The following is a 20,669-nucleotide window of genomic DNA, read 5'->3' on the forward strand; positions in this document are numbered from 1 at the left end:
ATGAAGAAATTGTCCTTTATAAATAAGGTCATCTTTACCATAAATGTATTAGTAGCCCTGCTATTACTAATGGCATGTTTATGTCCGTTTGTTTCTGTTAGTACTATTTCTTTCTTACCATTTCTAGGTTTAGCATCACCCGTATTAGTTATCGTAAACCTTATCTTTTTAATGTATTGGCTTTTACAATTTAAGAGACAATTTACACTTTCTTTCTTTGTCTTACTTCTAGGGTATTTTACATTGGGCACTTTTATACGATTTGGAGATAATTCAAAAGAAGAATTGAAAACCGACTTAACAATTTTGAGTTATAATGTACGCGGATTAAATAAGTTTGAAGATATTGAGAGTAACACCGTATTCGAGGATATAGAGTCTTTAGTTGAAAATAGTGGTGCTGATATAGTTTGTCTTCAAGAATCAGCTAACGCCTATACAATGCGGAGTTTTGATTATCCACATAAATATGCTTCAGAAAGGCCGACTGGTGAAATTAAAACATCATTAAGTATATTTTCTAAATACCCAATTATTAAGGCTGAAACATTGTATTTTCCAAATACCGTAAATAATGCATGTTATGTAGATGTTTTGGTACAGAATGATACGATACGGGTGTATAGCTTACACATGCAATCACTAGGTATAACCCCTGGCAGTGGTATCATAAGAAAGAGTTCTTCTCAGAAATTATACAAGAAACTAACTTCAAAGTTTGAAAAGCAAGAGAAGCAGGCATCTATTATTGCGGAACATAGTAAATCTGTTTCTTATAAAACTATTATTTGTGGAGACTTCAATAATAACCAGTATTCTAGGACGTACAACTTAATTAAAGGGAATAAAAAAGATACTTTTGATGAAGTTGGTCAAGGTTACGGTAGAACCTTTAATTTTCATCGAATACCTGTTCGAATTGATTTCATCTTAGCTGACCCTAGATTTGAGGTTGTAACTCATAAGAATTTTAATGAAGTGTACTCCGATCACTTTCCAATTATGGCATCATTCCGTTTAAATTAACCAGCAATCGGTTAAGTCGGCCAACATATGAATTAATAGTGCTAAGCCAATAATTCTAGTCTTCTTGATAAACAGCAATATAAAATAGATTGCTATGGCCCAATAGGTGTGAAGCGGGTGAAAACCAATACTGCATCGGTTTGGTGAAAAAATAGGATCTGCAAGAAGATGGTCAACATCTATTAGTATTCCTGCAAGTAAAATCAAAATAACCTGAGTTCTTTTTTCCTTCGGAAAAAATAGAAGTCCAATTGCAATCGGAACAATAAAATGTATTCCGTAATGTAATAGAAATCTAAGCATCGAAAAAGCTTAAATCTTGAGATTTTAAATACTGAACTGAGTTTGGCCCTTCGTTAAATAAAAGATCAAGAATACTTCTATTTTCTAGAAAGTCATTTCTATCACTAAAAACTTGTTCATATTTACGCTGTGAAAACTCTCTTTTTTTTCTAGCATTAACCAAAAACCGAGCATCCAAAAACCCATCAGGGGCTTTCTCATATTGAGTGGTCATGTTAATTGAAGATTCAAGTTGTAGGCACTCTAAAATTGTGGTTGTAGTTTTAATATTATAATCAAGTAATAAATCAAAGGTATTGTTATAGAGAGGAGCTATTTCATCTTCATAGAATTCAAAATAGGGTGAAGTACGATAGGCTGTCTGTAACGTACGCCAATGTTGTCTTTGCCATTCATAACTATTTTCAATTTGCACATCTTTGTACTTCTGTCTACCTTGTTTTCCGCCAACATGTTTTATAGGAATACTGAGTAAATGATGCCCTTGATCGTTGCAAATTTCACATCGATTTCTATACGTTTGTTTTTGAAAATTATCTTCAACTTCCCAAACAACATCATTTTGAATTAATGTTGCAAAGCTTAAAATATTTGGAAAATATGTAGGGTGTAAAAGAGTTTTCACTGATTAAATTAAATATTTATTAACTAAGCCAAAAAGAGATATTGTGCTTTTTAGTAAACCAAATTTAAAATTTCTACGGGGTTTACTCTTTTGATTTTTTCTTCTTCCAAAAATAATCACCCACAAAATAAAGCACTAAGGCAATTAAGAAATATTTGAAATATGAAACTGGTTCTCCGCTGCCATGCACAGTTGTGAATATACGGTCCCATCGAGGGCGCCAGTTAATCATACCTTCTTTGAAATTGTCAAAGCTCATCCAGATGAATATAGGTGTGCCTACTATATGATTTTCTGGTACGTAACCCCAAGCACGACTATCTTCTGAACCATCACGATTATCACCCATCATCCAGTAGTAATCTTGCTTGAAAGTATAACTTTCAGCCACTTCACCATTAATGGTCACTTGATTACCTTTTACACCAACAGTATTGCCTTCATAATCACGTATGATTTTCTTATATAACGGAAGAACCTTGAGATTTAATTCTACTGTTTTTCCTTTCTTAGGAATATATATTGGACCCAATTGATTGGTGTTCCAAGGGTAGTCTGCACTTTGAGGGAAAACATTATAACCTGCTGTGCCTTTAGGTAAAATTACACGAACTACTGAATCAATTTGGGCATTCGCTTTTAAAGCTGCTACCATTTCGTCAGTCAACTTTGCTTGTCGTGATAAACTACTTTCTTCGGTAATTGCAATTCCATTTTTACGTATTACCGATACAGGTATACCACTTTCTTTGGTATAAATTTCTTGCTTACCATCTTCTCTAGGTTTAACACCCATGACATATTTATTCAATACATCAGCTTGTTGGGCAGTTAAATTACCAACAATGTATTTTCTAGTAAAATCTGTGACACCAATTTCTGCTAGAAATTTAGATGAGACTCCTTTTTTAGCATAAATTTCATGATCATACATAGGTTTAGCACGATATGGTAATATATTTTGTTTACCATTGATGAAAACAAAACTGTCTCTTACCTCAAGTGTATCACCGGGTAAACCTACGCAGCGTTTTACATAATTTGATTTCTTGTCAATAGGCTTGTCAACACCTTTTTCACTTCTATGAAATCTTCTTACGGTATCTGCAGGCCAACTGAAAACAACAATTTCATTGCGCTTAATCTTTTTAAAACCTGGCAATCTCATATACGGTAATTGCGGTTTATTTAAGTATGATTTTACACCCAGTACAGGTATGGTATCATGCACCATTGGAGCAGCTACAGTGGTCATTGGTAAACGAGCACCATAATGAAACTTACTTACAAACAGTAAATCGCCAATACGTAAAGTTCGCTCTAATGATCCTGTAGGAATTACATAGGGTTGAATAAAATATGTATGAACTATTGTTGCAGCAACTATTGCAAAGACAATAGAACTTACCCATTCGCCCATTGCTGTTCTAGGGTTTAAATCACGATTTTCAACATATTTTACATCTAAAGCATAATTTACGTAGTAGATGTAAAAACCTAGAGAAAGAATAACTGCCCAAGTTTCCCACAGTTTATTTCTACCAAAACTTCGTATTGTCTCAACCCATATTACCGGAAACATTAATAGGTTAATAATAGGTATGAATAGAAGCACAACCCACCATTTTGGTCGGTTTATGATTTTCATTAATACAATTGCATTGTATACAGGTATTGCTGCTTCCCATGCTTTTCTACCAGCTTTTACATAAAGTTTCCAAGTGCCCAAAAAGTGGATAACTTGAACAATTAGTATAAAAATAATCCACTGTGTTCCGTTCATAAGTAAAAGGTATTGGTACTACTATATTTGATTGTAGGCTTTGGTAAACTACTAGTTGTTATGCAATTAAGCATTTTAATTGGTATTATATTGCATTTGTTAACCAAGGTTTAACACATCTTTCATAGAGAACACTCCTGTTTTTCCATGAATCCACTCGGCAGCTATAACCGCACCTAGAGCAAAACCTTGTCGATTATGTGCTGTGTGTTTTATTTCAATAGAATCAATTTCACTCTTATAATCTACAGTGTGGGTACCAGGAGTTGTACCAATTCTTTTTGATGTAATAGGTATTTTAGATTTATCTGTTCCGTCTAATTCCCATGCCTTAAAATCAGAATTTGCAATTACCCCTTCAGCGAGTGTGATGGCTGTTCCACTAGGTGCATCTAATTTTTGTGTGTGATGAATTTCTTCTAATGAAATATTATAATCTTTTAGATTATTCATCATTTTAGCCAAATATTCATTTAATTCAAAAAATACATTTACACCCAAACTAAAGTTAGAAGCGTAAATGAAAGCACCTTTTTTTTCATTGCAAAGTGCAACGGTATTTTCATAATTTTCTAACCATCCTGTAGTTCCTGAGATAATAGGGACGTCATTTTCAAGGCATTGACTAATATTTTGAAATGCAGCTGTAGGCATGCTAAAATCAATTGCTACATCAATTTTACTAAAATCAGGACTGTCTGAATCTACATCAATTTTGGCAACTATTTCATGATTTCTAGATAAGGCGACTTGTTCAATCATCTTTCCCATTTTGCCGTATCCGAAGAGTGCTATCCTCATAAATTAAAATTTAATTACTAATGCCATGCCGTAATTCGGACTCATGGTCACAGGGTCAATATCCATAAAAGGTTCAAAATCTAAACTAAGATCTTCGTCAACATTGAATTGTTTTAAGTGCGCATCAACATTAGCATCAACAATATTTAAGGCATATAAAGCAATTGTTGCAACGAGCCATAAATCACGATCATTTTGAAAACGTTCTTGCTGGTTTTCTAAAACTTCATCGCTGAAATCGGGCTCTGCGCCAACAGCATTATTATTGTCGCGGTCATAAAATTCATCATCAGTAAAACCTGCTTGCCTTCTTTTAAACGCTGTTCTGAATCGATCATACCAGCCGTCATTCCAAGAATACATATAGATTCCACCACCAATAGCGCCATAAACTATTGGAACTTTCCAATAGCGTTTGTTATAAATTTGACCTAATCCAGGAAACACAGCAGAATAGAATGCTGCTTTACTTGGCGCTAAAGGATTTATAGGTTTCTTTTTTACAATAATCGAATCTTGAAGCACAATGCCTTCTTCACGTAAATCCGTTTGAAGTGAATCTATTTCTTTATTCTTAGGTTTCTGCTCTTGCGCATTCCCCAATCCCATAAAAAAAAGAATTACCAAAAAAGATAGGAGGAGTTTACGCACCAGTAATTGCTTTTTTGATTCTGTTGAAATCTTCTTCAGAAGTAAAAGGTATGGTAATTTTACCTTTTCCTTTTGCTGATGTTTTTATGGAAATAGCTGCGTCTAAGAATTTTTCTAATTCGGTTTTTCCACTTCTCGAAAATGCTGGTGCTACACTTTTTGTAGCTGCATTTACACTAGTGTTACCACCTTCTTTTAGCAATTTAACCGCTTTCTCAGTATCGCGAACTGAAAGTCCGAGGCCAACTATTTTTTCATAGAGTGCAATTTGGCTTTTTCTATCTTCAATATTCACCAATGCTCTACCGTGACCCATACTAACAAAACCATCTCTAATTCCCGTTTGAATTATAGGGTCTAGTTTTAACAAGCGCATGTAATTTGCGATTGTTGAGCGTTTTTTTCCGATGCGATCGCTTAATTTTTCTTGTGTTAATTGAATTTCATCAATTAATCGCTGATACGATAAAGCAATTTCAATGGGGTCTAAATCTTGTCTTTGAATATTTTCAACCAAGGCCATTTCTAGTGATTCTTGGTCATTTGCAATTCTAATATACGATGGTATGGTTGCAAGACCTACTAGTTTTGAAGCGCGATGTCTTCTTTCACCAGAGACTAACTGATATTTATTGAATTCTAATTTTCGAACCGTAATGGGTTGAATAACGCCCAGTTCTCTAATTGATGTTGCTAATTCATGTAACGCTTCATCATTAAAATTAGATCGTGGTTGAAATGGGTTAACCTCAATAGCATCAATGTCAATTTCTACAATATTACCAACAACTTTATCTGCATTTTTATCCGATACAGATTGTATATCATTTTCAGGGTCTTTCAATAGTGCTGAAAGTCCTCTGCCTAGCGCTTGTTTTTTGGTAGCTTTTGCCATTATGCCAATTCCATATTTTTCTTAACAACTTCATTTGCTAAGTTGAGATAATTTGTAGCGCCTTTACTGCTAGCGTCGTATTTTATAATGCTCTCACCATAACTAGGTGCTTCACTTAATCGAACGTTTCGTTGAATAATAGTATCAAAAACCATATCAGCAAAGTGTTTGCGTACTTCTTCTACAACTTGATTTGATAAGCGAAGCCTTGAGTCATACATGGTCAATAACATTCCTTCAATATCCAATTCTGGATTATGAATTTTCTGCACACTTTTTATAGTGTTTAATAATTTACCTAATCCTTCCAGAGCAAAATATTCACATTGAATAGGTATAATCACTGAATCTGCAGCAGTTAATGCATTTAAGGTTAAAAGACCCAAAGAAGGTGCACAATCAATAAGAATATAATCATACGAACTTTTTAATTCGGTGATTGCCTTCTTCATCATGTATTCACGCTCATCTTTATCAACCAATTCAATTTCAATTGCGACTAAATCTATATGCGACGGAATCAAATCAACATTGGGTGATTCTGTAGCGATGATTGTTTCTCGAGCAGTCATAGAATGCTCAAGTAATTGATACGTGCCAGATTCAACACTGTCTACATCAATACCAAGACCAGATGTAGCATTGGCTTGAGGATCTGCATCAATGAGTAATACTTTCTTTTCAAGCACACCAAGTGAAGCGGCCAAGTTAACTGTAGTAGTAGTTTTGCCAACCCCGCCCTTCTGATTTGCTATTGCAATTATTTTACCCATGACCAACATCATTTAGGGGATAAAAATACGATTAATAATTAGGGTAAAAAATGAATTTTGTTAACACAAAGTGAATAACTATAGTGGCTGCGTTAAAGTTGGTTAAAGAAATAAAGGAATTAGTATTTGGTAAGAGTCGAAGTTCAAGTAAACAGTGTATCAAAAACTAACTTCATGAAAATACCTACCACACTCGTATATTTTTCTTATCTGAATACACCAAGTTGTTAAACCTTAATCTTTAGTATTGAGGCTATCTTCATACTCTATCAGAAATATTTCTTCTTCTTTTTTCTTTAAGTAGTACTGTTCTCGAGCAAATTTTTCCATTTCCTCTGGGTCAGAGAGTTTTTCAATTATTTTTTTGTCATTCGCAATTTCTTCTTTTAAAAACTGTTGCGTTTTTTCCAGACCCTTTATTTGTTTTCTGAGTTCTAAATGAATTAATAATGAATTGGTATCGAAAAATACCATCCATATAACAAATGCACTAAGCACCAATACATACATATTGGTCAATAAGCTAAACCACTTTTTCTTTTTAAGATCTTTATAGCCCATTTATTGCTCTAATTTTTGATTGATAACACCTCTAACTATATCAACTGCTACTGTATTATATTTATTATTCGGAATAATAATATCTGCATATTCTTTGCTAGGTTCAATGAATTGCAAATGCATTGGTTTGATATTCGTTTGGTACTTTTCTAAGGTTTCATCTAAATTCCACCCGCGCTCATTAACATCTCGTTTTAATCTTCGAATAAGACGTTCATCAGAATCAGCATGCACAAAGATTTTAATGTCTAACATTTTGCGAATTCTCGCATTGGTTAAAATTAAAATACCTTCAACAATTAGCACCTTACATGGTGGTGTAAGAATTGTTTTTGCTGTACGATTACATTCTAAAAAAGAATATACAGGTTGATTAATAGATGTACCAGCTCTTAATAGTGTAAGATGCTCTTCAAGTAATTCAAAATCAATTGACTGTGGATGGTCAAAATTTGTTTTCCTACGTTCTTCTAAAGTGAGATGTGATAAGTCATTGTAATATGAGTCTTGAGATATGACACTAACCTCACCAATAGGTAGTTCATTGATGATTTGGTTTACAACAGTGGTTTTACCACAGCCTGTACCTCCTGCAATTCCTATGATTAGCATTCTCTGTAATTTTTGTCAAAAGTACATATTTGCCCTAAGAAACTAAACCACTATGTGATAAGTTGTACGTATTGTTTTTATATGGAAGTATTAAATAAAGGTAAAAGTTAGAAATTATAGCCGTATATAATTTAGGGTCTTCAAGCATATAACTACTTTTGCAGGATGCAAAATCAGGATGTAAAACCAAACTTTGAGTTTGTAGCTTTAATGGCTGCTTTAATGTCAATTGTAGCACTTGCACTCGATGCTATATTACCTGCAATTTCAACTATTGGTATAGACATCAATAGCGTAGATCCTATTAAAAATCAATTATTGATTACCATGATTTTTTTAGGTCTAGGTATTGGTCAATTGTTTTTTGGTCCGTTATCAGACAGTTATGGTAGAAAACCAATCGTTTACACTGGTTTTATCTTATTTGTTGGTGCTAGTATAATTTGCATTTTCGCTCCTAATTTAGAGGTAATGATAGCTGGTAGAGTGCTTCAGGGAATAGCTCTTTCAGCACCTAGAACTATGGCAATTTCAATTATAAGGGATACGTACAAAGGTGATTATATGGCGCGTGTAATGTCTTTTGTCACTGCTTTTTTTATTTTGATACCAGTTGTTGCTCCAGCAATAGGAAAATGGATAATGGACAGTTACGGATGGCAAGCAATTTTTTATGTACAATTATTTTTTGCGCTTGTTGTTGCTATTTGGTTTTGGAAAAGACAAGTCGAGACGCTAAAGCCAGAATATAAAATTCCGTTTAAAGCAAGTGTTTTTGTAAGTGGATTAAAAGAATTTTTAAAGCACCGAGAGACAGTAGCTTTTACATTTATTTCGGGTTTTGTTACAGGTGCATTTTTAGTCTATTTAAGTGGCTCGCAACATGTCTTTGAAGATCAATATGGTTTGGCAGAAGAGTTCCCTTATATTTTTGCAGGATTGTCTGTTTCTATTGGCCTGTCAACTTTTTTGAATGGTACGTTGGTATTGCGATTTGGTATGCGAAAATTATCATTTATGGCGCTTTTTGCTTTCTGTTTGATAGCATTACTTTACGTTGGTTTATTTTGGGGAAAACCAAACCCTAGTGTGGCAGTTTTGATAGCATTTTTGTCATTTCAATTTTTCTGTTTAGGATTTCTTTGGGGAAATTTTCGATCCATTGCCATGGAGCCAATAGGACATATTGCTGGTATTGGGGCAGCCATTAATGGTTTTATTTCCACAGTTATATCGGTACCGATTGCACAATATATTAGCACATTTGTTGATGATACAGTTTGGCCATTATTTCTCGGTTTGGCATTATGTGGATTGATTTCAATATTGATATTTGTAGTTTTTGGTGATAAACCGTTGTTGGCGAGAAGAATTCGAAGCTAATGATTTGTATATGCATTAAACATCAAATATTTTAAAACGTATTTCTTGATTAAATACTAAAAAAACCTCCTTTCAAATAAATGAAAAGAGGTTTGTAGAGTAAATAGTTCTTTAAACTACAGAACGTTATCCATGATTTCCTTAACAATTTCAGGATTTAAAAGTGTACTGGTATCTCCTAAATTAGAGGTGTCATTACTTGCGATTTTACGAAGAATACGACGCATAATTTTACCACTTCTAGTTTTAGGAAGTCCGGTTACAAACTGAATTTTATCCAATTTTGCAATTGGCCCAATGTGTTCAGTGATCTGTTGGTTAATTTCATTTCGAAGGTTATCACGATCTCTACTTTCTCCTGTTTCTTTAAGAATAACGTAGCCATACAACGCGTTACCTTTTACATCATGTGGGAAACCTACAATTGCACTTTCTGCTACAGCTGGATGCTCGTTTATCGAATCTTCAATAGGTGCAGTACCTAAATTATGACCCGATACAATGATGACATCATCAACTCTACCTGTTATTCTGTAGTAACCGACGGCATCTCTCAGCGCGCCATCTCCGGTAAAATACATGTTTTTATAGGCTGAGAAATACGTGTCTCTATAACGGTCGTGGTTGCCCCAAATAGTTCTAGCTATTGATGGCCACGGGAATTTAATACACAATCGACCATCTACTTGATTACCTTTAATTTCATTGCCTTCTTCATCCATCAATGCAGGCTGAATACCTATGAATGGTAGGGTTGCGTAAGTTGGAGTAGTAGGGGTCACATAAGGAATAGGGGTAATCATCATACCGCCAGTTTCTGTTTGCCACCATGTATCTATAATGGGGCTTTTCTTTTTGCCGATATTATTGTTATACCAATGCCAAGCTTCTTCATTAATAGGCTCACCAACGGAACCTAAAACTTTTAAAGAAGACAAATCGTGTTTTTCTACAAAGTCTAAATTTTGTTTTGCAAGTGCACGAATAGCTGTTGGTGCTGTATAAAACTGATTCACCTTATGTTTTTCTACAACTTCCCAAAAACGACCATAATCAGGATAAGAAGGTACGCCCTCAAACATTACAGTTGTTGCGCCATTAGCTAAAGGTCCATAAACGATATATGAATGTCCGGTTATCCAACCGATATCAGCTGTACACCAATACACGTCATTTTCTTTGTATTGAAAAGCATTCTTAAAAGTATATGCGGTGTAGACCATATATCCGCCAGTAGTATGCACCATACCCTTTGGCTTGCCAGTTGAACCAGAAGTATAAAGAATGAAAAGTGGATCTTCAGCATCCATTATTTCAGCTACACAATCCGCATAAGCTTCATCTAAAAGTGGTTGCAACCATTGATCACGGCCCTTTTTCATTTGAATATCAGAATTGATTCGCTTTGCAACCAAAACATTTTCAACTCCAGGGCAATCTTCTAATGCTTTGTCAACGATTCCTTTTAAATCTATTGTTTTACTTCCACGGTAAGAACCGTCAGAACAGATAACCATTTTGCAATCTGAATCATTTATTCTAGTGGAAAGAGCATTGGCTGAGAAACCAGCAAAAACTACAGAGTGAATAGCCCCGATTCTAGCACAAGCTAATAGCGAAACTGCCAAATCAGGAATCATTGGTAAATAGATACAAACACGATCACCTTTTTTAATTCCGTGATTTAATAACACATTTGCCATGCGACAAACACGTTCATGTAATTCTCTATATGAGATATGTTGAGCTTCTTCTTTTGGGTCATTGGGTTCAAAAAGAATAGCTGTTTTTTCACCGCGTGTCGGAAGATGCCTGTCAATACAGTTTTCTGTAATATTTAGTTTTGCACCTTCGAACCATTTAATTTCTGGTTTGCTAAAATCCCAGCTTAAAACATTATCCCATTTTTTCCTCCAAACAAAATGCTCCTCAGCAATTTCTTCCCAAAATGCTTCTGGGTTTCTTACAGATTTACGATATACTTGATAGTATTCTTCTAAATGTTTTATGTGGTAGTTACTCATTAAGTTAGTTTAAAAAATGAGTAAGCAATTTAAGATAAATGTGAGGAATTAAAAAAGGTATTTTCATCTTCTGTTAATAATCTTGAAAGAACAATAAAACGAAGCCCAAGAGGAATCTCAAGAGAAAAGCTAGATCCTCTACCTTCCGTAATATCAATTGTTAGATGGGTATGTTTCCAATATTCAAATTGATCTATGTTCATGTAAAAATTGACGTCTTCAATTTGACCAAGAAGTACGTCACTTTCATCAAGATACATATCATCTTCTTCAAAAATCATGGGTGATGAGCCATCACAACAGCCTCCGCTTTGATGAAAAATAAGCTTACCATGCCTTTTTTTCAATTGGCGTACAACTTCAGCTGCTTTCTCAGTAATTGCTACTCGTTGCATAAATAATAGTTTAAAAAGGCTGAATTTTAATAAAACTCAGCCTAAAGTATTTTTAAGATAACTATTTTCTAAAAGAAACCTAGTTTGTTCTTATCGTATGAGATAAGCATGTTCTTGGTTTGTCTGTAATAATTCATCATCATTAAATGATTCTCTCTACCAAATCCAGATTTTTTGTAGCCACCAAATGGCGCGTGAGCTGGATACGCGTGATAACAGTTCACCCAAACTCTACCAGCTTTTATGGCACGAGGTATTTGATACAATTGATGAGCATCGCGCGTCCAAACTCCGGCTCCCAGTCCATAAAGCGTATCGTTTGCAATTTCTATAGCTTCTGCTTCGTCTTTAAATTTTGTAACACAAACTACAGGCCCAAAAATTTCTTCTTGAAATATTCTCATTTTATTATGGCCTTCTAAAATAGTCGGTTGAATGTAAAAACCGCTTGCCAAGTCGCCATCAAGTTTATTCGCTGACCCACCCGCTAAAACTTTAGCTCCTTCTTCAACACCAATTTTTAAATACGATTGAATTTTTTCATACTGATCATTTGATGCTTGTGCACCAACCATTGTACTAGTGTCATAAGGGTTGTCTTGAATAATGGCATTGGTTCGGGCAACAACACGCTCCATAAATGCATCATAAATGTCTTCTTGCACCAATAAACGAGAAGGACAAGTACAGACCTCTCCTTGATTAAAAGCAAATAGAACAGCACCTTCAATGGCTTTATCTAAAAATGCATCATCTTCATCCATAACTGAATTAAAGAAAACGTTAGGTGATTTTCCACCCAATTCCATAGTAACCGGATTCAAATTTTTTGATGCGTATTGCATAATAAGTTGTCCGGTTGTAGTCTCACCAGTAAATGCAACTTTATCAATTTTTGAGCTAGCGGCCAATGGTTTTCCAGCTTCGGGGCCAAAACCATGTATTACATTAAGTACACCAGGAGGAAATACGTCAGCAATTTTCTCCATTAATAAAGTAGCCGTTGAAGGTGTTTGCTCTGCCGGTTTTAATACCACACAGTTGCCAGTTGCTAGGGCAGGAGGTAATTTCCATGAGAGCATTAGTAGAGGAAAATTCCAAGGAATTATTTGACCAACTACACCTAGTGGCTCTTTAATATTCATTGACAGTGTATTGGCATCTAGTTCAGTTGCACTGCCTTCTTCAGCACGTATGCATGCAGCAAAATAGCGCCAATGATCTACTGCAAGTGGAATGTCAGCATTCAAAGTTTCGCGTATTGGCTTTCCGTTATCACAGGTTTCGACCAAAGCAAATTCTTCAAGATTTTCTTCAATAATATCAGCTACTTTATTTAGTAGCGCTGCCCGTTCGCCGGCGGAAGTATTTCCCCATGAATCTTTTGCAGCATTCGCAGCATCTAAAGCCATTTCAACATCTTCTTTTTGTGAACGAGGATATTTAGCTATTAAACTATTATCAACTGGTGAGGTATTATCAAAATATTGTCCGCCTATGGGCGCCTCAAATTTTCCATTTATGAAATTGGAATATTTCTCTTTGAACTTTGGTTTTGAATAACTCATACTTATTTTTTTAGATTAAAGTTATCTGGGTATTCATTTCTTAAGTTAGTTTGTGATTTGTTGAATCAGCAAAATATACCCGTAACTATTGTTAAATATTAAATTTTTATAAATATATTTTATTAAATAAGGATATTGTTGCACGTATTTATTATAAATTAGAACATATCTATTATTCCGATATTTTGAAATGATAATTTGGTATTATTGAATATGAAACAATTGTTGAGACATCATTCGAGCACGAGAAAGCTTACTACTTTGGTTGAAAACAAGACCACGTACAATGCAAAGTATGCTGAGTTGAATATCTATGAAACTTTTGAAATAGCTGAGAAAGTAGTTTTGAATTTCGATTATCCCGTAATTGCAAGCATGCTTACAGGAAAAAAAGTTATGCATATTGAAGACATAAAACCTTTTGATTTTTACCCTGGCGAATCTGTTGTGATGCCTGCGAAAAAAGATATGGTAATTGATTTTCCATTAGCAAACTTAAATTCGCCAACCCAATGTTTGGCCTTGGGACTGGATGCCCATAAAATTGATGAAGTAGTGCAACATTTTAATTATGCAGTTGCCATAGAAAATGAGAATAATGATTGGTCATTAGATAACGCCGCTTCTCATTTAATTAATAATACAGATGTAAATATTTTGGTAGAACGTATGGTAAATACATTTACCAATAACAATAAATCAAAAGATGTATTACTTGATTTAATGATTCAGGAACTGATTATTCGGTTGCTTCAGACAAAGGCTAAATCAATAATTCTGAATGATTGTGAGAATATGATTGATGATACTAGAATAGGAATGGTTATTAAGTACATAAAAGATAACCTCACCGATAAAGCTATAAGTGTTGAACATTTAGCTGAAAAGGCTTGTTTGAGCGCATCACATTTTCATAAAAAATTTAAAAATACTTTAGGCATTTCACCTATTGATTATATCAACTCAGAGAAAATCAAATTCGCCAAAAAGTTAATTAAAGAATCTAAAGACTTTACAATTGCTGAAATAGCCTATAAATCAGGTTTCAACAATACAAGTTACTTCAATAGGCAATTTAAAAAGATGGAGTTAATGACACCGCAACAGTTTAAAAACTCCATCACTGATTCAACGCAAAGAATTTAGTGGCCCGTTGCTTCACCAGCACCACTTGGTATTCTGATATCTTCAACTATTCTCTGTACATTTTCAGGCGGCTCTGGCGTGAACTTCATAATAACAATAGAAACTATAAAGTTTACGAGCATAGCAACACTTCCAAAACCTTCAGGTGAGATTCCGAACCACCAACTGGCTTTCAGACCTTCTACCGCTTCTTTACCGCCATCAAAAATGCCGAATTTAAATTTGAGCATGTAAAACAACATTAAAGAAATACCGATTACCATACCTGCAATGGCACCTTCTTTATTCATCTTCTTATAAAAAATTCCAAGTACGATTGCCGGAAAAAACGATGCAGCGGCTAAACCAAACGCAAGTGCCACAACTGCAGCTACAAAGCCTGGCGGATTTATACCAAAATAACCAGCGATAACAACAGCAACAGTTGCTGCACCTCTCGCAGCCCATAGTTCACCTTTTTCTGAAATATTAGGATTAATAACTTTTTTAATTAAATCATGTGAAACAGATGCTGAGATTACCAGTAACAAACCAGCTGCGGTCGAAAGTGCAGCAGCAAGTGAACCTGCGGCTACTAATGCAATGACCCAAGCAGGTAAATCTGCAATTTCAGGATTCGCCAAGACCATAATATCTCTATTTACATCTAGCTCATTAATATTTTTGTCGGCAACATATTGAATTTTACCATCTCCGTTTTTATCATCAAATTTGATTAAGCCGGTTATCTCCCATTTTGAAAACCATTCTGGCATATCAGCATAAGGTTTGTTATTTACTGTGTCGATTAAGTTTGTGCGTGCAAAAACTGAAACAGCAGGTGCAGCAGTATATAAAATAGCGATAAGTAATAATGCCCAACCTGCTGATTTACGAGCATCTTTTACACGTTTTACGGTAAAGAAGCGTACGATTACATGGGGTAAGCCCGCGGTACCTACCATTAAGGCTAAGGTGATTGCAAAAACATCAATCATTGATTTTGACCCACTTGTATATTCGTCAAAACCTAGTTCTGTTGATAGTCCGTCTAGTTTATCCATTAGAAAAACACCAGAACCATCATTCAAAGTAGCTCCCATACCCAATTGCGGAATAGGATTTCCTGTCATCTGAAAAGAGATAAAAATAGCAGGTACCATAAAGGCAAATATTAAAACACAATATTGCGCCACTTGTGTATAGGTAATACCTTTCATCCCACCTAAAACCGCATAAAAAAGAACGATTACCATTCCGATTACTACGCCAGTATCCATATCAACTTCAAGAAAACGGGAGAATACAAGGCCAACACCTTGCATTTGACCAGCTACATAGGTGAACGATACTATTAAAGCGCAAAAGACGGCAACCATTCGTGCTGTTTTTGAATAATATCGATCGCCAATAAAATCGGGAACAGTAAACTTTCCAAATTTTCGTAAATACGGGGCTAGGAGTAAGGCTAAGAGTACATATCCACCCGTCCAACCCATTAAATAAACGGAGCCATCGTAACCTGCGAATGAAATGATACCAGCCATTGAAATAAAAGAAGCAGCAGACATCCAATCCGCAGCCGTGGCCATTCCGTTTGCAAGTGGAGAAACACCACCGCCTGCAACATAAAATTCTTTTGTGGAGCCTGCTCGCGACCAAATTGCAATACCGATATAAAGAGAAAAAGTTATTCCTACTAAAATATACGTCCAAGTTTGAACACTCATAAGTTTGGTTTTATAGGTATTCCCGATGCATAGGGAATCTGTTGGTATTAAATTTTGATTGTTTTATTGGGATGACCTAATACTTATTCATCGTAGCCATACTTTTTGTCTAGCTTGTTCATTAAGCGAACATATACAAAGATCAGAGCAACAAATATATAGATAGAACCTTGTTGTGCAAACCAGAAGCCTAGTTTGAACCCACCAAGTCTAATAGTATCTAATGCGTCTTTAAAAAGAATGCCTGCGCCGTAAGAAACTATAAACCAAATAGCTAGAAGTATAAACAGATACCTTACATTTTCTTTCCAATAGGCAGTTGCCTTTTTTTGTTTCTCTGACATGAATCGTTTGGTTGTTTGAACTGTCTAATATAGCAAAATACATTTGCTTCTTGCTATGCATTATCCACTTTTTACTATGCGTTATCGACTTTACGCAGGTAAATAAATTACACCGCTAGAAGAGTTTGTTGCAGCTCCTGTCACTGAATTAAGCACATTGATTTCATTTTCAATGCGTAAAACCCCCATTAAGGCAAAAACAAGGGCCTCTTTAAATTCAATTAGTTCGCTGCTGGTTTTAATTATCTTAACTGAATCACCCAGTTTTTTCTGTAAAGTGTCAATAAGAAAGGTGTTGAGAGCGCCCCCACCGGTAATAAGTAACGTATTGTTTTGAGAACTACAGTGTTTTTTTATTTGAATTGCCACTTGATCACAAATATGATGTATACTGGTGTGCAGCAAGTTTGACATAGAATCTTCGGTTCTATCAACTATTGGTACTACTTTTTCAACAAACCATTCATAACCAATTGATTTTGGTATGGGTAGTTTGTAGTATTCAAGTGCATTTAAACTGTCAAGCATTTTGTTATTTAGTACGCCGCTTTTAGCAAGCAACCCGCCATCATCATAAGCTAAATCGTGCTTACGTGTAATATAATTTAGAATCATATTTGCCAAACCAATGTCATATGCAATTCGCTTTTCATTCTTTTCAAAAGATACATTACTTATGCCACCTAGGTTTAAGCAAAAATCATATTGTCCAAAAAAGAGTTTGTCGCCAATGGGCACCAATGGCGCACCTTGGCCACCTAAGGCAACATCATTTGTACGAAAATCACAAATTACAGTTTGACCACTTGCATTTGCTAGATGTTGGCCTGAACCAATTTGAAAAGTGAGTCCGTTTTCGGGTTGGTGATGTGTAGTATGACCATGACTAGCAATAGCATCAATTGTTAAATTGTTTTCTTCAATAAATTTTTTCGCTTGCTCACCTAGCCATGTGCCATAATGATTATGAAATATTAGAAGGTCAGCAGCCGACAAATAGATGGAGTTCTTTAATGCATCTTCCATTTCTTGCGTGTACGATACGCTTTTGGTTTTTTTAATATCGAATTTCCAAGATGACTGTGTTTGCCAAATAGTGCAATATGCTAGGTCTAATCCGTCTAAAGATGTACCTGACATAAGGCCTAAAATATTGTATGTTTTCATTTGCTTGGTGCTATATTAAAAGGAATTCTACCTTTTGCTTCAAAGTTTCCTAAAAAGTGTTCGGCCGCAACCTCTTGAAATACATGAAAATTTTGATAAGCCAGCACAACTGATTGTGCCTTTTTAAAGTTCAAAATATTCAATACATACGGATTGCCAAATAGATATAGAATAACATTTTTTGATTCTAATAATGTATTTATTGATTCTAACTCTTCATTTGAGAAGCCGAAATTATCAGTTGGTTTTACTTGTGGCGGAAAGAGTGCTAATAGTATATTTTTAACGTCAAAAGTCTCACTGTCAGATAGTTGTAATGATCTAAACTGTTTATTTGTATTAATTTGTTTAAAAAATTGACAGTCAGGGAGTTGCATGTTGCTTATCCCTGTAAATATTTCAGCTGAAAAATCTTTGATGATAGCTGAACTTCCATTTAAAATTGATAGACTTTTTTCAGCAATTTTTTTATTTAGAGCATCACTATTTATAATAGTTTGCTCTGTGTTGATTGATTCAATTTGAAATGCTTTTTCTTTAAGATGCCATATACGCTTGAAGCTATCTTCAATTTGATTTTGAGTTGCTTTTTCTTCAATAAGTTTTATTCCTTCTAACGTATTTTCAGCAAAACAGAGTACGTCATTACCAGCATCAAATGCAAGCCATTCTAATTCACCTTTCAAGGGATATTTATTTGAAACAGCGTGCATATTTAGCGCATCTGAAATTACAACACCATCAAACCCCATTTCATTTCGAAGAAGGCCCTTAATAATGTCTTTTGAAATACTCGATGAAATTGTATTGTCATTAGCTAATGTTGGAACTGATAAATGGCCTACCATTACTGAATCAACACCTTCATTAATTAATTTTTGAAAAGAATAAAGTTCATTTTCGATTAATTCTTGTTTCGATTTGTTTATTATGGGAAGCCCTAAATGCGAATCGGTAGCCGTATCACCATGGCCGGGAAAATGTTTAATACTAGTTAAAACACCTTCACTTTCAGTTCCCTTAACATATGCGGTAGCTTTTGCTGTAACATTTTGTTTATCCTCACCAAAAGAACGATATCCAATTACTGGGTTTTTAGGATTATTATTAATATCTACGCATGGTGCTAAATTCCAATGAATACCCGCAGCTATACAATCAAGAGCAATATTTCTTCCGACCTCAAAAATCAAATCATCATTATTTACCATGGCACCTAATGTAATGGCATAGGGGTATTGTGTGGTGTTTTCAATACGCATTGCCAAACCCCATTCAGCATCAATTGCTATTAGTAATGGATGTTTTGAAACAGATTGATATCTATTAATTAATTTTTTAAGTGTACTAAGACTATTCTCATTATAAAGCACTTTCTTTTTGCCTTCAAAATTTGTCGCTGCACTAGCACGTGAATGAAAAAAACATAGTCCGCCAACACCATATTTTTTTATAAGCTCCTCAAGTTGTTGAATTTCTTCTTCTGAGTCATTAATAAAAGCAGCGGGCATAAATAATTGTCCAATTTTTTCTACGACAGAAAGCGAGACAGTAGCTTTAGAATATGTGTTTATTTTACGCATTCGATTGATTTGATTTCTTTCCAAAATCAGAAGGGTACTTAATAAATTTCAATAGAAAAACAGCAGGTAAAGCAGCAATTACTACCCAAACAAAAAAGCCATCATACCCTAACCATTGTTGCATGTAACCACTTATCATACCAGGTAGCATCATACCTAACGCCATAAAACCTGTAGCAATCGCGTAATGTGAAGTTTTTGATTTTCCATCGGCAATATAGATGAGATACATTAAAAAAGCTGCAAACCCAAAACCATATCCAAACTTTTCAAAAACGATAGTCGCCGTAACAGCATAAATATTAGTGGTTTTTGTTATTGCAAGTAAAGCATATAAAATGTTAGGTACGTTCAAAGATAAAATCATTGGAAGCATCCATCGTTTTAAACCATCTCTTGAAATTAATATTCCTCCAAGAATTCCACCTATAGACAACATAATAACACCTACGGTTCCAAAAAGAATACCCAATTGTTGAGTGGAGTACCCTAGACCTCCTTTTTCACTAGAATCTAACAGAAAAGGAGATGCCATTTTAACAAGCTGTGATTCACCTAAACGATAGGTAAGTATAAATGCAAGTGCAATACCAATGCCTGGTTTATTAAAAAATGAGGAAAAGACTTCAAGGAAACCTTTTGGTTTTTCAGTGCGAATAGCTGCGGAGGATTCATACTTTGGTGCAACAAAAAAGTTTGAAATAGTAAGTGCTAACATTAAAAAGGCCGAGGCGGTCATTGTAATACTCCATGCTTTTGAGTTGTCTCCATATTTTTGTTCTAGAAATCCTGCTAAGAACACAATTAAGCCTTCACCAGTAACCATTGCCAATCGATAGAAGGTACTGCGCATGCCCACAAAAAATGATTGTTTCTTTTCGGTTAATCCAATCATATAATAACCATCGGAAGCAATGTCATTTGTGGCTGACGTAAAAGCAGCCATCCAGAAGCAGGCTAGGGTAGTGGTGAAAAACATGTTGGTTGGTATAGTAAGACCGACACCTAATAGAGCTATTGCAATTAAAAGTTGCATACTTAAAAACCAGTTCCGTTTGGTACTCTTCAAATCAACAAAAGGGCTCCATAGTGGTTTAAGCACCCAGGGTAAGTATAATAAGCTGGTATAAAGACCAATATCTTCATTGCTGACTCCGAGTTGTTTGTACATAATGACCGAAACGGTGACAACCATTACATACGGTAAACCTTGTGTAAAATATAAAATAGGCACCCATGCCCAAGCCTTTTTGTCTTTTTGAATCATAATTCAATTAAAGAAATATCTGTAACTCGATATTCTGTTTTTAGCACTTTTAT

General features: G+C 34.9%; 20 protein-coding genes. 3 read left to right on the forward strand and 17 right to left on the reverse strand.

Going from position 1 to position 20,669, the window contains the following annotated elements; genetic code table 11:
• Positions 1 to 1,026: an endonuclease/exonuclease/phosphatase family protein gene (locus JQC67_RS11170; RefSeq protein ID WP_203252888.1), complete on the forward strand. Its 1,026-nt coding sequence runs from the start codon at positions 1 to 3 to the stop codon at positions 1,024 to 1,026.
• Here the strand turns inward: JQC67_RS11170 and JQC67_RS11175 are convergent.
• From JQC67_RS11175 to udk, 9 genes are all read right to left on the reverse strand, one after another.
• Complete coding sequence (locus JQC67_RS11175; protein WP_203252889.1) at positions 1,018 to 1,329, reverse strand: DUF6122 family protein; 312 nt, start codon at positions 1,327 to 1,329, stop codon at positions 1,018 to 1,020. The two genes, JQC67_RS11170 and JQC67_RS11175, sit on opposite strands and share 9 nt — an antisense overlap.
• Positions 1,322 to 1,954: a WbqC family protein gene (locus tag JQC67_RS11180; RefSeq protein WP_203252890.1), complete on the reverse strand. Its 633-nt coding sequence runs from the start codon at positions 1,952 to 1,954 to the stop codon at positions 1,322 to 1,324. The genes JQC67_RS11175 and JQC67_RS11180 overlap by 8 nt, the downstream gene beginning before the upstream one ends.
• A gap of 82 nt (positions 1,955 to 2,036) precedes the next feature.
• Positions 2,037 to 3,737, reverse strand: coding sequence for a signal peptidase I (gene lepB, locus JQC67_RS11185; protein ID WP_203252891.1), 1,701 nt, complete (start codon positions 3,735 to 3,737; stop codon positions 2,037 to 2,039).
• 99 nt (positions 3,738 to 3,836) lie between these two features.
• Positions 3,837 to 4,538 (reverse strand): 4-hydroxy-tetrahydrodipicolinate reductase, encoded by a 702-nt coding sequence (dapB, locus tag JQC67_RS11190; RefSeq protein WP_203252892.1) that lies wholly within the window; start codon positions 4,536 to 4,538, stop codon positions 3,837 to 3,839.
• Positions 4,539 to 4,541: 3 nt separating this feature from the next.
• A complete protein-coding gene (locus JQC67_RS11195) occupies positions 4,542 to 5,192 on the reverse strand; it encodes a DUF5683 domain-containing protein (protein WP_394369465.1) in 651 nt (216 codons plus the stop codon).
• Positions 5,182 to 6,084: a ParB/RepB/Spo0J family partition protein gene (locus JQC67_RS11200; protein WP_203252894.1), complete on the reverse strand. Its 903-nt coding sequence runs from the start codon at positions 6,082 to 6,084 to the stop codon at positions 5,182 to 5,184. Before JQC67_RS11200 ends, JQC67_RS11195 begins: the two co-directional genes overlap by 11 nt.
• The gene (locus JQC67_RS11205; protein ID WP_203252895.1) at positions 6,084 to 6,857 is read right to left on the reverse strand and encodes a ParA family protein; all 774 of its coding nucleotides are present in this window, start codon (positions 6,855 to 6,857) and stop codon (positions 6,084 to 6,086) included. Before JQC67_RS11205 ends, JQC67_RS11200 begins: the two co-directional genes overlap by 1 nt.
• Before the next feature lie 234 nt (positions 6,858 to 7,091).
• Entirely contained in the window at positions 7,092 to 7,418 is a 327-nt protein-coding gene (locus tag JQC67_RS11210) for an FtsB family cell division protein (protein ID WP_203252896.1), read from the reverse strand.
• The gene (udk, locus tag JQC67_RS11215) at positions 7,419 to 8,030 is read right to left on the reverse strand and encodes a uridine kinase (RefSeq protein ID WP_203252897.1); all 612 of its coding nucleotides are present in this window, start codon (positions 8,028 to 8,030) and stop codon (positions 7,419 to 7,421) included.
• A 165-nt stretch (positions 8,031 to 8,195) separates the two neighbouring features.
• Here udk and JQC67_RS11220 point away from each other — a divergent pair, with 165 nt between their 5' ends.
• Entirely contained in the window at positions 8,196 to 9,413 is a 1,218-nt protein-coding gene (locus JQC67_RS11220; RefSeq protein ID WP_203252898.1) for a multidrug effflux MFS transporter, read from the forward strand.
• 116 nt (positions 9,414 to 9,529) lie between these two features.
• On the opposite strand, the gene acs is transcribed toward JQC67_RS11220, so the two are convergent.
• The 3 genes from acs to JQC67_RS11235 form a co-directional block, all read right to left on the reverse strand.
• A complete protein-coding gene (gene acs, locus JQC67_RS11225; RefSeq protein WP_203252899.1) occupies positions 9,530 to 11,437 on the reverse strand; it encodes an acetate--CoA ligase in 1,908 nt (635 codons plus the stop codon).
• 29 nt (positions 11,438 to 11,466) lie between these two features.
• The gene (locus JQC67_RS11230) at positions 11,467 to 11,832 is read right to left on the reverse strand and encodes a DUF779 domain-containing protein (RefSeq protein WP_203252900.1); all 366 of its coding nucleotides are present in this window, start codon (positions 11,830 to 11,832) and stop codon (positions 11,467 to 11,469) included.
• A 68-nt stretch (positions 11,833 to 11,900) separates the two neighbouring features.
• The gene (locus JQC67_RS11235; protein WP_203252901.1) at positions 11,901 to 13,400 is read right to left on the reverse strand and encodes an aldehyde dehydrogenase family protein; all 1,500 of its coding nucleotides are present in this window, start codon (positions 13,398 to 13,400) and stop codon (positions 11,901 to 11,903) included.
• A gap of 213 nt (positions 13,401 to 13,613) precedes the next feature.
• On the opposite strand from JQC67_RS11235, the gene JQC67_RS11240 reads away from it, so the two are divergent.
• Entirely contained in the window at positions 13,614 to 14,546 is a 933-nt protein-coding gene (locus tag JQC67_RS11240) for an AraC family transcriptional regulator (RefSeq protein WP_203252902.1), read from the forward strand.
• Here the strand turns inward: JQC67_RS11240 and JQC67_RS11245 are convergent.
• The 5 genes from JQC67_RS11245 to JQC67_RS11265 form a co-directional block, all read right to left on the reverse strand.
• The gene (locus JQC67_RS11245; RefSeq protein ID WP_203252903.1) at positions 14,543 to 16,255 is read right to left on the reverse strand and encodes a sodium:solute symporter family protein; all 1,713 of its coding nucleotides are present in this window, start codon (positions 16,253 to 16,255) and stop codon (positions 14,543 to 14,545) included. The genes JQC67_RS11240 and JQC67_RS11245 overlap by 4 nt on opposite strands.
• An 83-nt stretch (positions 16,256 to 16,338) precedes the next feature.
• Entirely contained in the window at positions 16,339 to 16,599 is a 261-nt protein-coding gene (locus JQC67_RS11250; protein ID WP_203252904.1) for a DUF4212 domain-containing protein, read from the reverse strand.
• 90 nt (positions 16,600 to 16,689) lie between these two features.
• Positions 16,690 to 17,766: an anhydro-N-acetylmuramic acid kinase gene (locus JQC67_RS11255; protein ID WP_203252905.1), complete on the reverse strand. Its 1,077-nt coding sequence runs from the start codon at positions 17,764 to 17,766 to the stop codon at positions 16,690 to 16,692.
• Positions 17,763 to 19,349 carry a glycoside hydrolase family 3 protein gene (locus JQC67_RS11260; RefSeq protein WP_203252906.1) on the reverse strand — a complete coding sequence of 529 codons (1,587 nt, stop codon included), beginning with the start codon at positions 19,347 to 19,349 and terminating at the stop codon, positions 17,763 to 17,765. The genes JQC67_RS11255 and JQC67_RS11260 overlap by 4 nt, the downstream gene beginning before the upstream one ends.
• On the reverse strand, positions 19,342 to 20,616 hold the full coding sequence (locus tag JQC67_RS11265) for an MFS transporter (protein ID WP_203252907.1): 1,275 nt from the start codon (positions 20,614 to 20,616) through the stop codon (positions 19,342 to 19,344). The genes JQC67_RS11260 and JQC67_RS11265 overlap by 8 nt, the downstream gene beginning before the upstream one ends.
• Positions 20,617 to 20,669 lie beyond the last annotated feature (53 nt).

This window comes from Aurantibacter crassamenti (genome assembly GCF_016811105.1).
GTDB lineage: Bacteria > Bacteroidota > Bacteroidia > Flavobacteriales > Flavobacteriaceae > Aurantibacter_A > Aurantibacter_A crassamenti.

What these genes read in the sequence shown, in the direction of transcription:
- JQC67_RS11220 (WP_203252898.1), top strand. Translation starts at nt 8,196, where the DNA reads ATGCAAAATCAGGATGTAAAACCAAACTTTGAGTTTGTAGCTTTAATG.
- JQC67_RS11265 (WP_203252907.1), bottom strand. Translation starts at nt 20,616, where the DNA reads ATGATTCAAAAAGACAAAAAGGCTTGGGCATGGGTGCCTATTTTATAT.
- JQC67_RS11170 (WP_203252888.1), top strand. Translation starts at nt 1, where the DNA reads ATGAAGAAATTGTCCTTTATAAATAAGGTCATCTTTACCATAAATGTA.
- JQC67_RS11250 (WP_203252904.1), bottom strand. Translation starts at nt 16,599, where the DNA reads ATGTCAGAGAAACAAAAAAAGGCAACTGCCTATTGGAAAGAAAATGTA.
- JQC67_RS11230 (WP_203252900.1), bottom strand. Translation starts at nt 11,832, where the DNA reads ATGCAACGAGTAGCAATTACTGAGAAAGCAGCTGAAGTTGTACGCCAA.
- udk (WP_203252897.1), bottom strand. Translation starts at nt 8,030, where the DNA reads ATGCTAATCATAGGAATTGCAGGAGGTACAGGCTGTGGTAAAACCACT.
- JQC67_RS11240 (WP_203252902.1), top strand. Translation starts at nt 13,614, where the DNA reads ATGAAACAATTGTTGAGACATCATTCGAGCACGAGAAAGCTTACTACT.
- JQC67_RS11175 (WP_203252889.1), bottom strand. Translation starts at nt 1,329, where the DNA reads ATGCTTAGATTTCTATTACATTACGGAATACATTTTATTGTTCCGATT.
- JQC67_RS11245 (WP_203252903.1), bottom strand. Translation starts at nt 16,255, where the DNA reads ATGAGTGTTCAAACTTGGACGTATATTTTAGTAGGAATAACTTTTTCT.
- JQC67_RS11205 (WP_203252895.1), bottom strand. Translation starts at nt 6,857, where the DNA reads ATGGGTAAAATAATTGCAATAGCAAATCAGAAGGGCGGGGTTGGCAAA.
- JQC67_RS11200 (WP_203252894.1), bottom strand. Translation starts at nt 6,084, where the DNA reads ATGGCAAAAGCTACCAAAAAACAAGCGCTAGGCAGAGGACTTTCAGCA.
- lepB (WP_203252891.1), bottom strand. Translation starts at nt 3,737, where the DNA reads ATGAACGGAACACAGTGGATTATTTTTATACTAATTGTTCAAGTTATC.
- dapB (WP_203252892.1), bottom strand. Translation starts at nt 4,538, where the DNA reads ATGAGGATAGCACTCTTCGGATACGGCAAAATGGGAAAGATGATTGAA.
- JQC67_RS11260 (WP_203252906.1), bottom strand. Translation starts at nt 19,349, where the DNA reads ATGCGTAAAATAAACACATATTCTAAAGCTACTGTCTCGCTTTCTGTC.
- acs (WP_203252899.1), bottom strand. Translation starts at nt 11,437, where the DNA reads ATGAGTAACTACCACATAAAACATTTAGAAGAATACTATCAAGTATAT.
- JQC67_RS11255 (WP_203252905.1), bottom strand. Translation starts at nt 17,766, where the DNA reads ATGAAAACATACAATATTTTAGGCCTTATGTCAGGTACATCTTTAGAC.
- JQC67_RS11210 (WP_203252896.1), bottom strand. Translation starts at nt 7,418, where the DNA reads ATGGGCTATAAAGATCTTAAAAAGAAAAAGTGGTTTAGCTTATTGACC.
- JQC67_RS11235 (WP_203252901.1), bottom strand. Translation starts at nt 13,400, where the DNA reads ATGAGTTATTCAAAACCAAAGTTCAAAGAGAAATATTCCAATTTCATA.